At 73.6% G+C, this 13,280-nt stretch carries 12 protein-coding genes and 1 riboswitch; of the genes, 7 read left to right on the top strand and 5 right to left on the bottom strand.

The window, feature by feature from the left end:
• The first annotated feature begins 5 nt into the window (after positions 1-5).
• Positions 6-893 carry a CbtA family protein gene (locus FB384_RS02185; RefSeq protein WP_183778676.1) on the top strand — a complete coding sequence of 296 codons (888 nt, stop codon included), beginning with the start codon at positions 6-8 and terminating at the stop codon, positions 891-893.
• Here FB384_RS02185 and FB384_RS02190 read toward each other — a convergent pair.
• Positions 887-1,831: a cobalamin biosynthesis protein gene (locus FB384_RS02190; protein ID WP_183778678.1), complete on the bottom strand. Its 945-nt coding sequence runs from the start codon at positions 1,829-1,831 to the stop codon at positions 887-889. The two genes, FB384_RS02185 and FB384_RS02190, sit on opposite strands and share 7 nt — an antisense overlap.
• Before the next feature lie 36 nt (positions 1,832-1,867).
• On the opposite strand from FB384_RS02190, the gene FB384_RS02195 reads away from it, so the two are divergent.
• The 4 genes from FB384_RS02195 (at position 1,868) to FB384_RS02210 (ending at position 5,696) form a co-directional block, all read left to right on the top strand.
• Positions 1,868-2,512 (top strand): bifunctional adenosylcobinamide kinase/adenosylcobinamide-phosphate guanylyltransferase, encoded by a 645-nt coding sequence (locus FB384_RS02195; RefSeq protein WP_183778680.1) that lies wholly within the window; start codon positions 1,868-1,870, stop codon positions 2,510-2,512.
• Positions 2,513-2,521: 9 nt separating this feature from the next.
• Positions 2,522-3,541 carry a nicotinate-nucleotide--dimethylbenzimidazole phosphoribosyltransferase gene (gene cobT / locus FB384_RS02200; RefSeq protein ID WP_183778682.1) on the top strand — a complete coding sequence of 340 codons (1,020 nt, stop codon included), beginning with the start codon at positions 2,522-2,524 and terminating at the stop codon, positions 3,539-3,541.
• 79 nt (positions 3,542-3,620) lie between these two features.
• On the top strand, positions 3,621-4,361 hold the full coding sequence (locus FB384_RS02205) for an adenosylcobinamide-GDP ribazoletransferase (RefSeq protein ID WP_183784820.1): 741 nt from the start codon (positions 3,621-3,623) through the stop codon (positions 4,359-4,361).
• 462 nt (positions 4,362-4,823) lie between these two features.
• Complete coding sequence (locus FB384_RS02210) at positions 4,824-5,696, top strand: thioesterase family protein (RefSeq protein ID WP_183778684.1); 873 nt, start codon at positions 4,824-4,826, stop codon at positions 5,694-5,696.
• A gap of 288 nt (positions 5,697-5,984) precedes the next feature.
• Here FB384_RS02210 and cobC read toward each other — a convergent pair whose 3' ends face one another.
• The 4 genes from cobC to FB384_RS02230 are packed head-to-tail and all read right to left on the bottom strand — an operon-like array spanning position 5,985 to position 11,066.
• Positions 5,985-7,034: an Rv2231c family pyridoxal phosphate-dependent protein CobC gene (cobC, locus tag FB384_RS02215; protein ID WP_183778686.1), complete on the bottom strand. Its 1,050-nt coding sequence runs from the start codon at positions 7,032-7,034 to the stop codon at positions 5,985-5,987.
• Positions 7,031-8,371: a cobyrinate a,c-diamide synthase gene (locus FB384_RS02220; protein ID WP_183778688.1), complete on the bottom strand. Its 1,341-nt coding sequence runs from the start codon at positions 8,369-8,371 to the stop codon at positions 7,031-7,033. Before FB384_RS02220 ends, cobC begins: the two co-directional genes overlap by 4 nt.
• A complete protein-coding gene (gene cobO, locus FB384_RS26670; RefSeq protein WP_183778690.1) occupies positions 8,365-8,967 on the bottom strand; it encodes a cob(I)yrinic acid a,c-diamide adenosyltransferase in 603 nt (200 codons plus the stop codon). The genes FB384_RS02220 and cobO overlap by 7 nt, the downstream gene beginning before the upstream one ends.
• A complete protein-coding gene (locus FB384_RS02230) occupies positions 8,967-11,066 on the bottom strand; it encodes a putative cobaltochelatase (RefSeq protein WP_183778692.1) in 2,100 nt (699 codons plus the stop codon). The genes cobO and FB384_RS02230 overlap by 1 nt, the downstream gene beginning before the upstream one ends.
• A 64-nt stretch (positions 11,067-11,130) precedes the next feature.
• Positions 11,131-11,219: riboswitch (adenosylcobalamin (AdoCbl) riboswitch) on the bottom strand.
• Between the two features lie 71 nt (positions 11,220-11,290).
• Between FB384_RS02230 and cbiE the strand changes: the two genes are divergently transcribed.
• Together cbiE and cobM are read left to right on the top strand one after the other, a co-directional pair.
• Positions 11,291-12,481 carry a precorrin-6y C5,15-methyltransferase (decarboxylating) subunit CbiE gene (gene cbiE, locus FB384_RS02235; RefSeq protein WP_258937345.1) on the top strand — a complete coding sequence of 397 codons (1,191 nt, stop codon included), beginning with the start codon at positions 11,291-11,293 and terminating at the stop codon, positions 12,479-12,481.
• Positions 12,478-13,263: a precorrin-4 C(11)-methyltransferase gene (cobM, locus tag FB384_RS02240; protein ID WP_183778694.1), complete on the top strand. Its 786-nt coding sequence runs from the start codon at positions 12,478-12,480 to the stop codon at positions 13,261-13,263. Before cbiE ends, cobM begins: the two co-directional genes overlap by 4 nt.
• Positions 13,264-13,280: the final 17 nt, after the last annotated feature.

The raw sequence follows: 13,280 nt of genomic DNA on the forward strand, positions 1-13,280 counted from the left end.
GACACATGATGAAGACGTTGCTGGTCCGCGGCATGCTCGCGGGCCTCGTCGCCGGTGTGCTCGCGGCCGGGTTCGCCTACCTCGTGGGGGAACCGCCGGTCAGCGATGCCATCGCGCTCGAGGAATCGCACGGCACGCAAGCCCACGACCCTGCATCCCACGACGCGGTATCCCACGACGCCCCGCCCCACGCCGAGTCGCCAGGCCGGGCCGGATCCGGCGACGCGGCCGCACACGAACACTCCGAATCTCCCGACCACGCGGCGGAGTCCGACGCCGCACCCGGGCACGACCACGGCGACGACGCGCTCGTCGGCCGCGGGGTGCAGAGCACCCTCGGCCTGTTGACCGGTGTGACCGGGTACGCCGTCGCGGTGGGCGGGCTGTTCGCGATCGCGTTCGCCGTGGTGCAGGGCCGGGTGACCACGCTGCGGCCGCGCGTATCGGTGGCGCTGCTGGCCGCGGGCGGGTTCGCCGTGGCAGTGCTGGTGCCGTTCCTGAAATACCCGGCCAATCCGCCCGCGGTGGGCCAGGCGGGCACGATCGAGGATCGCACCGCGCTCTACTTCGGGTTCCTGGCGCTGTCGGTGGTCACCGCGATGGTGGCGGTCGCCGTGGGCAGGGCGGCCGCAGATCGTGCCGGCGCGGCGAGCGGAGGCCTGCTGGGTGTGGGTGTCTACGTCACCGTGATGGCCGTGGCCGGGGCGCTGCTGCCAGCGGTCGACGAGGTGCCGGACGGCTTCCCCGGTTCGCTGCTGTGGGACTTCCGGCTCGCCTCGCTCGGCACGCAGGTGGTGCTGTGGTGCGCACTCGGGCTGGTGTTCGCGATGCTCGCCGAGAAGGCGCTGGGACGCGGCAGCCGTGACGGCCACGCGGTGACGGTGCGTCAGTGACGCCGGACCGCGGCGACGCCGGCGGTGACGGCCAGCGACACCAGTCCGACGAGGCGCGACAGGCGCACGGACCGTCCCAGGTCGGCGGCGCTCGGCGACGGCCCGTCGCCGAGTGTGCCGCGGTTCTCGCTGCGCCCGCCGTAGACGTTGGTTCCGCCCAGTCGCACGCCGAGCGCGCCGGCGAACGCGGCCTCGACGGGGCCGGCGTTCGGGCTCGGGTGTTGGCGGGCGTCCCGGCGCCAGGCCCGCACGGCGGCGCCGGAACGCCCGCCGACTCCGGGCGCGGCGACGGCGGCGGCGAGCGCCGACAGCCGCGACGGGACGAGGTTGGCGACGTCGTCGGCCCGTGCGGCCGCCCAGCCGAAGCGCTCGTACCGGGCGCAGCGGTGCCCGACCATCGCGTCGAGCGTGTTCAGGGCGCGGTAGCCGAGCAGCCCCGGCAGGCCCGCGATTCCGCCCCACACGAGGGGCGCGACGACCGCGTCCGAGGTGTTCTCGGCGATCGATTCGGTCGCGGCGCGGGCCAGGCCCTTCTCGTCGAGTTCGGTGGCGTCGCGGCCGCACAGGTGCCCGAGCCGGGCGCGGGCGGCGGGCAGCTCCCCCTCCTGCAGATGCCCTGCCATGACGTCCCCTTCGCGGGCCAGTCCGGTGCCGCCGAGCACGGCCCACGTCGCGGCGGTCGTGAGGGCGAACCGGGCCAGCGGCCTGCGCCGGGTCGCGGCCGCCGCGAGTGCACCTGCGGCCACCGCTCCCCCTGTACACACGCCGGCGTACGCCGCGCCGCGCGCGCGGGAGTCGGCCCACATGCGCCGTTCGAGCGCGGCCGCGGCGGTGCCGAACAGTGCGACCGGGTGTCCCCGGCGGGGGTCGCCTGCGACGACATCGACCGCGTACCCGGCGACGATTCCGGCGGCGGTGACAGCTTGAACACGGACCACAGCGCTCACCCTATCGAGTGGTCCAGAATGCCCTGCATGACGAACGATGCGAAGAGGCGCCTCGCCGAGTTCGCGGCGAGCCGCCTCGAAGCCGCGGCCTCGGCGCTCCGCGGCCACCGGGAACCGGTGACCCGGGCCAATGACGCCGACGGCGGTAAGACGCTCGTGCTCGGCGGTGTCCGTTCGGGCAAGTCCCGCTACGCCGAACAGCTCGCCGACCGGTATCCCGCGGTGACCTACATCGCCGCGGGCAAGCCGCCGAGCGACGACGACCCCGAGTGGAGCGCCCGCGTGGCCGCGCATCGCGCACGCAGGCCTGTGCACTGGGCCACGGTGGAGACGGGCGACGTCACGGCCGCACTGCGCGAGGCCGACTCCCCGGTGCTCATCGACTGCCTCGGCACGTGGTTGACGCGCGTGCTCGACGAGTCCGGTGCGTGGGAGCAGAGCGAGGGCTGGCAGCAACGCGTGGACGAACGGCTCGGTGCGTTCGCCGACGCGTGGCGGCAGGCCACCGTGCCCGCGATCGCGGTGAGCAACGAGGTCGGCAGCGGCGTCGTGCCCGCATCGGCGTCGGGACGCATCTTCCGTGACGTACTCGGGGCCCTGAACACCGCCGTGGCCACGCATTCCGACGCCGTCCGGCTGATCGTCGCCGGTCGCGTGCTGACGCTGGAATAGGAGAACACCGTGCAGATCCCCCCACTCGACGACCGTGCCCGCGACGAGGCGCTGCAGCAGCTCGACGGCCTGGTCAAACCCGTCGGCGCGCTCGGCAGGCTCGAACAGCTGGCCGCGTGGCTGTGCGCCGCCCACGGCCAGGTGCCGCCGCGCCCGCTGGACGAGGTGCGCGTCGTGGTGTTCGCGGGCGACCACGGGGTGTCGGCGTCCGGGGCGGTGTCGGCGTATCCGCGACACCTGACGGCGGCGATGGTGCGCGTGTTCCTGGCCGGTGAGTCCGGCGTGAACGTCCTGGCTCGCGAGGTGGGCGCGCGTGTGCGCGTGCTGGACCTGGCGGTCGACGACCCGCTGGACGACGTGCCCGAACAGGTGCGGCGGCACAAGGTGCGGCGGGGGTCGGGAGCCATCGACGTGGCCGACGCGCTCGAACCCGGCCAGGCTCGGCAGGCGTTCGATGCGGGCGCCGCGGTCGCCGACGCCGAGATCGACGACGGGGCGGATCTGCTTATCCCGGGTGACATGGGCATCGGCAACACGACGATCGCCGCGGCGCTCGTGGCCTCGGTGCTGGGCTTGCCCGCCGACGACGTGGTCGGCACGGGCACGGGCATCGACGACGACGGCCGCGCCCGCAAGGTCGCCGTCCTCGAGCAGGCCCTTTCCCGTGCCACCGCCGACGACCCCTTCGCCGCGCTGACCTCGCTGGGCAGCGCGTGCGCGGCGGCGACCGCCGGCTTTCTCGTGCGGGCCGCCGAGCGGAGGGTGCCGGTCGTGCTGGACGGCGTGTTCCCGTGCGCGGCGGCGGTCGTGGCGCGCGAGATCGCGCCGGGTGCCGAACAGTGGTGGGTCGCCGGACACCGGTCCACCGAGCCGGCGCAAGCGTTTGCCCTCAAGGCGCTCGGTCTGGAACCAATCCTCGACCTGGGGTTGCGGCTCGGTGAGGGCAGTGGCGCCGTACAGGCGGTGCCCGTGCTGCGCAACGCCCGCGCCGTGCTCGCGGGCATGGGACGGCTGGCCGACCTTGGCTGAGCACGACCAGGCGGGTGGGATCGCTCCCGGTTCCGGCGGAGGTTCGGCACCAGGGCACGCAGCGGGCGACGGCCTGCGCATGGCGTTCGGCACGCTGACGGCGTTGCCGGTACCCGCACCCCGGACGGTCGACCGCCGCGTCGCCGGCATCGCCATGGCGACGGCACCGCTCGCGGGACTGGCGCTCGCCGCGGGGGCCGGCGTGGTCGTCTGGCTGGGCGGGTTGCTCGGCCTACCCGCACTCGCCGTGGCGGCACTGGCGCTCGCCACGGTGGCACTGGCGACCCGCGGACTGCATCTCGACGGCCTGGCCGACACGGCCGACGGCCTGAGCGCGTCCTACGACCGCGACCGCGCCCTCGACATCATGCGCCGCGGCGACGCCGGACCGACGGGCGTCGCCACGCTGGTGCTGGTCCTGCTCGTCCAGACCGGCGCCCTCGCCGGGGTGGTGGCGGCGGGTGCCGGTGTCACGGGCCTCGTCGTGGCCGTGGTCGCGAGCCGCGTGGTGCTGCCGCTGTGCTGCACGCGGTTCGTGCCGTCGGCGCGGCCGGAGGGCCTGGGCGCCGCCGTGGCCGGAGCGGTACCGGTACCGGTCGCCGCTACCGTCGCGCTGACGGTAGCGGCGCTGTCCGTGCTGGCGGGGTTCGACCCGGCCGTCGCGTGGTGGCAGGGCCCGGTCGCCTCGCTGGCCGGCTGGTGCGCGGCGGGCGCTGTGCTCCTGCGGTGCGTACGCAGACTGGGTGGGGTCACCGGCGACGTCCTGGGCGGCTGCGTCGAGATCGCGCTGACCGCCACACTGCTGGTGCTGAGCATCTGATCCCGACGGGCCGTCCTGGGACACACTCCCCCAGCAGGCGACGTGAACATCATCGTTCAGGCCAGACTGGGCGGAATCGGTTTTTCGCCTGATCGCGGTCGTCGTCAACGTCCGCCACGTCCGCGGCTGACTTCCGGTGCCGGGCGCAGGCGACGGCTCCGGCAGACTCGGCCCCGTCGACTTCGTCGGCCCCGTCGGCTGGCTGGGATGGATCGTGTGGATCGTCGCTACAGCGTCACCCTGATCACCCGGTAGGCCCGTCGCCGGCCGGTCCCGCCGGCTCGCCGTGGTGCCATGACCGCACCGGCTACAGCACGTTCCAGCGATCGGCCGCGTCTCCGGAGTCGTGGTGGCTCCGCGACCGCACGCGACTCCCGGCCACCGGACCATTACCTCGGAGGTCATCGACACGCATCCTGGACCGGCAGCATGATCGGTGCCAACGACGGAAAAGGGGCACCGATGACCACGACCGCATCGTCCGAGTTCGACACCGACACCGCCGTCACCCCGTCCGGGAACGGCCACTACTCCACGACCGTCTCGGACCGCTGGGTGATACGCGAGGGTGTGGCCAACGGCGGATACCTGCTGGCACTGTGCGTGCGGGCGCTCGGCGATCAGATAGCGCTGCCCGATCCGCTGGCGGTGTCGGCGCACTTCCTGCGACCCGGCACACCCGGTCCGGCCGAGATCACCACCGAGGTGGTGAAACAGGGCCGCAGGACGGCGACCGGCAGTGCCCGGCTGTCCCAGCAGGACGGTGCGGTCGTACTCGCGCAGGCGACCTACGCCGATCTCGGCGGGATGCCGGACCCGGCAGCGCCGAACGGCACGGCCGCGCACGGCGACACGGTTACCTCCCACGACACAGCCGCTCCCCACAACACAGCCGCGTTCGACAACACCGCTCCCGCGCTGGCCGACCCTGACAGCTGCACGGATCCGTTGACGCTGAGCGAGCAGCCCGGCGTCACCCTCGCCGCACGCGTCGACTACCGGCTCGACCGGGTTCCCGGCTTCTGGTACGGCACACCGTCGCGAAATCCCGTCTCCGAGTTCTGGCTGCGGTTCGCCGACGGGCGCGCGGCCGACACGACGGCCCTCGCCATGCTCGTCGACGCAGCGGCGCCGGTCGTGCTGGACCTGGGTGTCGGCGGGTCGTCGACGATCGAGCTGACCGTCCACATGCGCGCCAGGCCCGCGCCGGGATGGCTCGCCTGCCGCGCGTTCACCAGGCACCTGTCCGGCGGCTACCACGAGGAAGACTTCGAGATCTGGGACTCGGCCGGCGTGCTGGTCGCCCAGTCCCGGCAGCTCGCCCTCGTCCGGTGACCGCGCCGCCCGGACGCGGCGCACCCGACCACGCCGTCGCGCGGCAGCGCGGCGTTGAGGAGCAGCGCGGCGTTGAGGAGTGGTAGCCGGGTCGACGGGTGGGCGCAGTCGCGCGGCAGCGCCCTCGCGGGTGCGGGGGCCGACGACGCGTCTGGGTGCGGAACACGCGGGAGGACGCAGCAGTCGCGCGTGCAGCGCGACGCTGGGGGTGGTGGTCGGGCGACGGGCGGGCGCAGAACACGCGCGTCTGGGTGCAGAACACGCGGTGCTGGGTGCAGAACACGCGGGTCAGAGCAGGGCGGCCAACGCGTCGAGGAAGCCGTTCATGTCGGAGCGTACGGCGATGCGCAGCCAGTCCGGTCCGAGCCCGGGGAACGTGTCCGCGCGCCGCACGGCGTAACCCGCCTCGCGCAGCGCCAGGCGGATCTTCTCGCCGTCCGGCACGCGCACCAGCACGAACGGTGCCCGCGGCGTGCCGGCCACGTGGACGCCGAGGTCCCGCAGCCGGGCGACCAGCCGGTCGCGGTCGGCCTCGGCCTCGCGGGCCAGCGCCTCCGCCTCGGCAACGGCGCCGGGCCTGCTGCACGCCGCCATCGCCACGGCCGCAGGGGTCGACACCGACCACGGCGGCTGCAGCCCGCGCAGTCGCTCGACGACGGCGGGCTCGGCGAGGACGTATCCCGCGCGCAGCCCGGCGATGCCCCACGTCTTCGTCAGGCTGCGCACCACGGCGATCCCCGGGATCCGCGCTGCTGCCAGGCTCTCGGGCTCACCGGGCACCGCGTCGAGGAACGCCTCGTCGACCACGACCAGCCTGCCTGGCCGAGCCAGCGCGCGAATCGACGACGCGGGATGCAGCACCGACGTGGGGTTCGTCGGGTTGCCCACGAACACCAGATCGGCGTCGGCGGGCACCGGGTCGCCCTCGAGCGCGAACCCGCCGGACTCGGGCAGCTCGACGCGCGTCACGTCGTGTCCCGCGGCGAGCAGCGCCGCCTCCGGCTCGGTGAACTGCGGATGCACGACGACCGGCCTGCGCACCGGCCACGCCCGTGCCAGCAGCGTGAACGCCTCGGCGCCGCCCGCGGTCGGCAGCACGTCCTCGGGGCGGCGGCCGTGCCGGGCCGCGATCGCCTCGGTGGCACCGGCCACGTCGGGATAGGCGGCGACAGCCGACAGACTGTCGCGCAGTTCGGCCAGCAGCCACTCCGGCGGCTGCGGCACACGAACGTTCACCGCGAGGTCGACCAGTCCGTCACCGACCTCACGGTCGCCGTGATGCCACAGGTCGATGTCGCGGGCATCGTTCTCGCTTTCGGTGCGATCGCCGCTGCTCATCGGCCTGCCCTCCGATGCACCGCGCCCGCGAAGGCGCGTGCCAGCTCGGGATGTCCCGCCCAGTGGACGTGCAGGTAGGACGCGTGCAGGGTCGGGGTCGCGAACCCTTCTGGCTCGCCGTTCCAGCGCCACGCGGCCGTCGCGCCCGCCCGCGGTTCGACGACGGTGCGATGAAACTCGTGCCCACGCGCCGTGTCGCCGTCGGCGGCGAGGACGTTGTCGCACGCCGCGGTCGCCGTCCGGTAACCGAGGGCTCCCCGCCGGGTCATGCGGGCCGTCGCGTCGAGCGCGCCGACCATCGGCAGCCCGTCCAGCTCCCGGCACAGGTACAGCAGGCCCGCACATTCGGCGACCGCAGGCATGCCGTCCGCGACAGCGTCACCGATCGCGGTACGCAACGGCTCGTTCGCCGACAGCTGCTCGAGGTGTGCCTCGGGGAACCCGCCACCGAAGTACATGCCGGCGCACTCGGGCGGCAGCTCCTCGTCCCGCAACGGGTCGAAGTCCACGACGTCGACGCCGTGGGTTGCGAGCAGTTCGACAGTCTCGGTGTACCGGAACGTGAACGCCTCACCCGCCGCGGCTGCCACCACGGCACGTGGTCCACTGTGGACCGGACCCGGCGACCACGGCGCCTCCGTCAACCGCCGCGCTCCGCGCGCGACCCGCACCACGGCGTCGAGGTCGACTCCGCCCGCGATCCAGTCGGCCAGCTTCGGCAGCAGTTCCCGCGCGTCGGTCTCCCGTTCCCCCGCGGGGACGAGTCCGAGGTGCCTGCTCGGTGCGTGGATGTCGTCGCTGCGCCGCAGCGCACCCAGCACGGGGATGCCCGTCGGCGCGAGTGCCCCGCGGATCTCGTCCTCGTGCCGCTGCGACCCGAGCTTGTTGAGGATCACGCCCGCGAGCTCGATGTCCGGGTCGTAACGTGCGAACCCCAGCACCAACGCCGCGACGCTCCGGCTCGCCGCGCTGGCATCGACCACCAGTACCACCGGCGCGTCGACCAGCCGCGCGACGTGCGCCGTCGAGGCGTAGCCGTCGGTGCCGAGCGCACCGTCGAACAGGCCCATCACGCCTTCGATCACCGCGACGTCGGCTCCGCTCGACCCGTGCTGCAGCAGCGGCACGACCCGGTGCTCCCCCTGCAGGAACGGGTCCAGATTGCGCGCGGGCCGCCCGGTGGCCATGGCGTGATAACTCGGGTCGATGAAATCGGGGCCGACCTTGTGCCCGGACACCGCGGTGCCGCGGGAACGGAGCGCCGCCATCAACCCGGTGGCGACGGTCGTCTTGCCGTGCCCCGAACCGGGCGCGGCGATGACGACGCGGGCTACCACTCGATGCCCCGCTGACCCTTTTGCCCGGCGTCCATCGGGTGCGTGACCTTCGACATCTCGGCGACCAGGTCGGCCGCCTCCACGAGTGGCTGCGGGGCGTTGCGGCCGGTGATCACCACGTGCTGCCGGCCGGGCCGGGTGCGCAGCGTCTCCACCACGTCGTCGACGTCGACCCAGCCCCAGTGCAGCGGGTAGGTGAACTCGTCGAGCACGTAGAAGTCGTGCGTCTCCTCGGCGAGCCTGCGCTTGATCTCCGCCCAACCCTCGCGGGCGTTCTCGGCGTGATCCTCGTCGGTGCCCTTCTTACGGGACCAGCTCCAGCCCTCGCCCATCTTGTGCCACTCGACGGGCCCGCCCTGGCCGGTCTCACCGAGCGTGCGCAGCGCGTTCTCCTCGCCCACCCGCCATTTGGCCGACTTGACGAACTGGAACACACCGATGTTCCAGCCCTGGTTCCACGCCCGCAGCGCCATGCCGAACGCCGCCGTGGACTTGCCCTTCATCGGTCCCGTGTGGACGGCCACGATGGGCCGGTTCCGCCGCTGCCGCGTCGTCAGTCCGTCGTCCGGCACCACGGCCGGCTTTCCCTGCGGCATCAGGCCGCCCTCCGTTTCACCTCGTCGGTCAGCTTCTCCGCAGCCACGTCCCCGACGGCCACGTGCTCCGCGCCGAGCCTGCCTGCGAGGGTCTTCGCCAGGCCGAGCCGCATGCGGCCGGTCTCACAGTCCATGACCACAGTGGATACTCCGGTGCGTGCCAGACCGTCCGCGGCGGTGTGCGCCCGCTCGAGCGCCTCGGGCCCGCTCGTCGCCCGCCCGTCGGTCACCACCACCAGCAGCGGCCGGCGATCGCCGTCGCGTAGCGCCTCGACCCGCAGCACCTCGGCGGCGCGGGTCAGCCCTTCGGCGAGCGGGGTGCGCCCACCGGTCGGCAGCTGCTCCAGCCGCGCGGCGGCGACGTCGACACTGCTGGTCGGCGGCAACGCCACCGCGGCCTCGGACGCGCGGAACGTGACCAGCCCGACCTTGTCACGCCGCTGGTAGGCGTCCAGCAGCAGCGACAGGACGGCGGTCTTCACCTCACGGATGCGGGCCTTCGACCCCATCGAGCCGGACGCGTCGACGCACAACAGGACGAGGTTGCCCTCCTTGCCCTCCCGCCGGGCGAACCGCAGGTCACGGGGCAGCACGACCGGGCCGGCACCGTCGGCGCGCGGGCCGCGCCGCGGCCGGTGCCGGGCCGCAGCGCGCAACGTGGCGACGAGGTGCGGCGATCCGCTGCGCGTGCCGTCGGGGCGGACGCCGACGATCCGGCCCCGCTCCCCTTCCGCGCGGGAACGCCTGCCGTCCGATCCCGCACCGGTGCCGTCGATGGTGAACAGCTTCGCGCGGTACGGGGTGTCCGTCCCGGCCCGCTGCTCCGTACGCGGTGCCGCGCCGTCCTCGCTCCCTGTGTCCGTATCGCCGGATCGCGGTTTCCGGTCACCCTGATGCGGGTTTCCGTCGACTTGTCCCGCGTCCTCGTTGTCCTGTCGCGGTCCTGGCGCGCCCCCTCCTGGGCCGTCGCCATCGGGGCCGTCGTCATCGGGGCCGTCCTCAGGGCCACCGTCGTCAGGGCCCTCCGGACCGCCGTCACCGCCGTCGTCAGAGCCGTCGCCGTCGGGGTCGGGGTCGGGGTCGTCCTCCGGTGGCTGGGCGTCCTGCAGGGCCTGTTCCAGCTGTTCGGAGTCGATACCGGGCGCGTCGAACGGGTTGCGCCTGCGGCGGTGCGGCAGGGCCAGCCGCGCCGCGACGCGGATGTCCTCTGTGGACACATCCGTGCGGCCGCACCAGGCCGCGTGCGCCGCGGCGGTGCGAGCCGTGACGATGTCGGCCCGCATGCCGTCGACCTCGAACGCGGCGCACACCTCGGCGATCTGCAGCAGCGCATCGTCGGTCAGCTCCACCGACGGCAACAGTTTGCGCGCCGCGGCGATCTCGGCGGCCAGCGCGGCGTCCTCGTCGGCATACCCCGCAGCGAAGGCGTCCGGATCGGATTCGTAGGCGAGCCGCCGTCGTACGACCTCGACCCGCTCGGCGGCGTCCCTGCTCGAGGAGACCTCGACGGTCAGCCCGAACCGGTCCAGCAGCTGCGGCCGCAGTTCGCCTTCCTCGGGGTTCATCGTTCCGATGAGGACGAACCGCGCCGCGTGCGACACGGACGCGCCCTCCCGTTCGACGGTCACCCGGCCCATCGCCGCCGCGTCGAGCAGCGTGTCGACCAGGTGGTCGTGCAGCAGGTTGACCTCGTCGACGTAGAGCATCCCGCGGTGCGCGCCCGCCAGTAGGCCGGGCTGGAAGTCGGTGACACCGTCGCGCAGCGCACGTTCCAGGTCGAGCGAACCGACGACCCGCTCCTCGGCGGCGCCGACGGGCAGTTCCACCAGCCGCGCGGGCCGCTGGGACGAGGAGACCGTCCGGTGTGGACCGTCCGGGCACGAGGGGTCGGGTGCCGCCGGGTCGCACGAGAACCGGCACCCGTCGACGACGTCCACATCGGGCAGCAGCCCCGCGAGAGCGCGCACCATGGTGGATTTCGCCGTGCCCTTCTCCCCGCGCACCAGCACCCCGCCGATCGAGGGTGAGATGGTGCACAGCAGGAGCGCCAGGCGCAGTTCGCCCATTCCGACGACTGCCGTGAACGGGTACGGCCGCATGCAGACTCCCTTGCTCGACGGCGGGTTTCCACGCCCACCGGGTTTCACACCACGCAAGCACTCCGCGGCCACCGAAGCTCTGACTTCCCGGCCTTCCGGCCGGTCACAGTGGCGGGACCGTCCCGGATTCGCACCGGGTTCCACGGCGACCGCTTCGGTGGGCATCATCGCACATGTTCCACCGCCCTCGGGTGTTCGCCGCAACACAACTACCGTGACCAGACGTGACAATCACCGTGGTGGGTATCGGCGCGGACGGCTGGCAGGCACTGCCACCGGCTTCCCGCGCGGAGCTCGAGACGTGCGACGTGCTGCTCGGCGGGCCCCGGCAGCTGGACCTGGTCCCCGACGGCCCGTACGAGAAACGGCCGTGGCCCAGTCCGCTGCTGCCCGCGCTCGACGACGTCCTCGCGGAACTGGCCGGGCGGCGCGTCGGCGTGCTCGCCAGCGGGGATCCGCTGCTGTCGGGCATCGGCGGCACGTTGATCCGCAGGCTCGGCGCCGACGCCGTGCGGATCGTCCCCGCGGTGTCGTCGGTCACCCTCGCCCGCGCGCGGCTGGGCTGGACCGCCGAGGAGACCGACGTCGTCAGCGCCGTCGGCCGGGACGCCCGCAAGGTGCTCCGCGCGCTGGCTCCCGGCAGGCGGTTGCTCGTGCTCAGTTCCGGCGCCGACACCCCGGCGACCCTTGCCGCCCTCCTGGCCGATCACGGCTTCGGGGACAGCACCCTGACCGTCCTGGAGAACCTGGGCTCGGCCGAGGAACGCCGCCTCGACGGCACCGCACGCGACTGGCCGCACCCACCCGGCGCGCCGCTCAACGTCGTCGCGATCACCTGCGCCGGAGCGGCGTACTCGCTGCTGGCGGGACTGCCCGACGAGGCGTTCGACCACGACGGCCAGCTCACCAAGCGCGACCTACGGGCCAGCGCACTCGCCCGGCTCGCCCCGACGCCCGGGGAACTGCTGTGGGACGTCGGCGCCGGTGCGGGCAGCGTCGCGGTCGAATGGTGCCGCGCGCACCCCGCCAACCGGGCCGTGGCCGTGGAATCCCGCCCCGAACGGGCCGAGCGCATCGCCCGTAACGCAGCCGGCCTGGGTGTCCCGGACATCGAGGTCGTCACCGGCAGCGCCCCGGACGCCCTCGCCGGTCTGGACACCCCCGACGCGGTGTTCGTCGGCGGCGGTGTCGCGGGCGTCGGCGTGCTGACCGCCTGCTGGGATGCCCTCCGCTCCGGCGGCAGACTGGTGGCCCACGGCGTGACGCTCGAGGCCGAACAGGCACTGGCGGCCCGGTACGCCGACCGCGGCGGCGAACTGACCAGGATCTCCGTCGAACGCGCCGCACCGCTGGGCGGCCTGACCGGGTGGAGCCCCGCCCGCGCTGTAACGCAATGGAGTGTGAGGAAGCCGTGACCGTCCATTTCATCGGCGCCGGACCGGGTGCCGCCGACCTGATCACCGTCCGCGGGCAGCAGCTGCTCGCGAGCTGCGGCGTCTGCCTCTACCCGGGCAGCCTCACGCCGACCGACCTGCTCGCCCACTGTCCTGACGGCGCCACCCTGGTCGACACCGCCGACCTGACACTCGACGACATCATCGGCGAACTGGTCGCCGCGCACGAGTCGGGTCACGACGTCGCGCGGCTGTGTTCCGGTGATCCCGCCGTCTACAGCGCGGTCGCCGAGCAGATGCGCAGGCTCGACGCGGCGGGCGTGCCCTACGACGTCACCCCGGGAGTGCCCGCCTTCTCCGCGGCCGCCGCCGTGCTGGGCCGCGAGCTGACGGTGCCGACCGTCGGGCAGAGCCTCATCCTCACCCGTGCGCAGGCCCGGTCCACATCGATGCCCGAGGGTGAGGAACTGGCGACGCTGGGCGCGTCCGGGGCGACCCTGGCCCTGCACCTGGCGGTCAACCGCGTCGAGCAGGTGGTCGACGAGCTGCTGCCGCACTACGGGCCCGGTTGCCCCGCCGCCGTGGTCGCGAAGGCGACCCAGCCGGGTGAAACGGTGCTGCGCGGGACCCTCGGTGACATCGCGGTCCAGGTGCGCGAGGCAGGACTGAACCGCGCGGCGATGATCTTCGTAGGCAAGGTCCTCGCTGCCGAGAACTTCCCCGACAGCTTCCTCTACTCGGCGGGCCGCGAACGCCACGCACCCGGTGATCCCTACTGCGAACACGGGGGCCAGCCCCACTGACCGACCCGCCACCGGCC

This window comes from Prauserella sediminis, assembly GCF_014195435.1.
In the GTDB taxonomy this organism is placed as follows: domain Bacteria; phylum Actinomycetota; class Actinomycetes; order Mycobacteriales; family Pseudonocardiaceae; genus Prauserella; species Prauserella salsuginis.

Excerpts from the sequence above, each read along its gene's own strand:
- FB384_RS02195 (WP_183778680.1), top strand. The coding sequence starts at position 1,868 with ATGACGAACGATGCGAAGAGGCGCCTCGCCGAGTTCGCGGCGAGCCGC.
- FB384_RS02185 (WP_183778676.1), top strand. The coding sequence starts at position 6 with ATGATGAAGACGTTGCTGGTCCGCGGCATGCTCGCGGGCCTCGTCGCC.
- cobO (WP_183778690.1), bottom strand. The coding sequence starts at position 8,967 with ATGCCGCAGGGAAAGCCGGCCGTGGTGCCGGACGACGGACTGACGACG.
- cobC (WP_183778686.1), bottom strand. The coding sequence starts at position 7,034 with ATGAGCAGCGGCGATCGCACCGAAAGCGAGAACGATGCCCGCGACATC.
- FB384_RS02230 (WP_183778692.1), bottom strand. The coding sequence starts at position 11,066 with ATGCGGCCGTACCCGTTCACGGCAGTCGTCGGAATGGGCGAACTGCGC.
- FB384_RS02205 (WP_183784820.1), top strand. The coding sequence starts at position 3,621 with ATGGCGTTCGGCACGCTGACGGCGTTGCCGGTACCCGCACCCCGGACG.
- FB384_RS02210 (WP_183778684.1), top strand. The coding sequence starts at position 4,824 with ATGACCACGACCGCATCGTCCGAGTTCGACACCGACACCGCCGTCACC.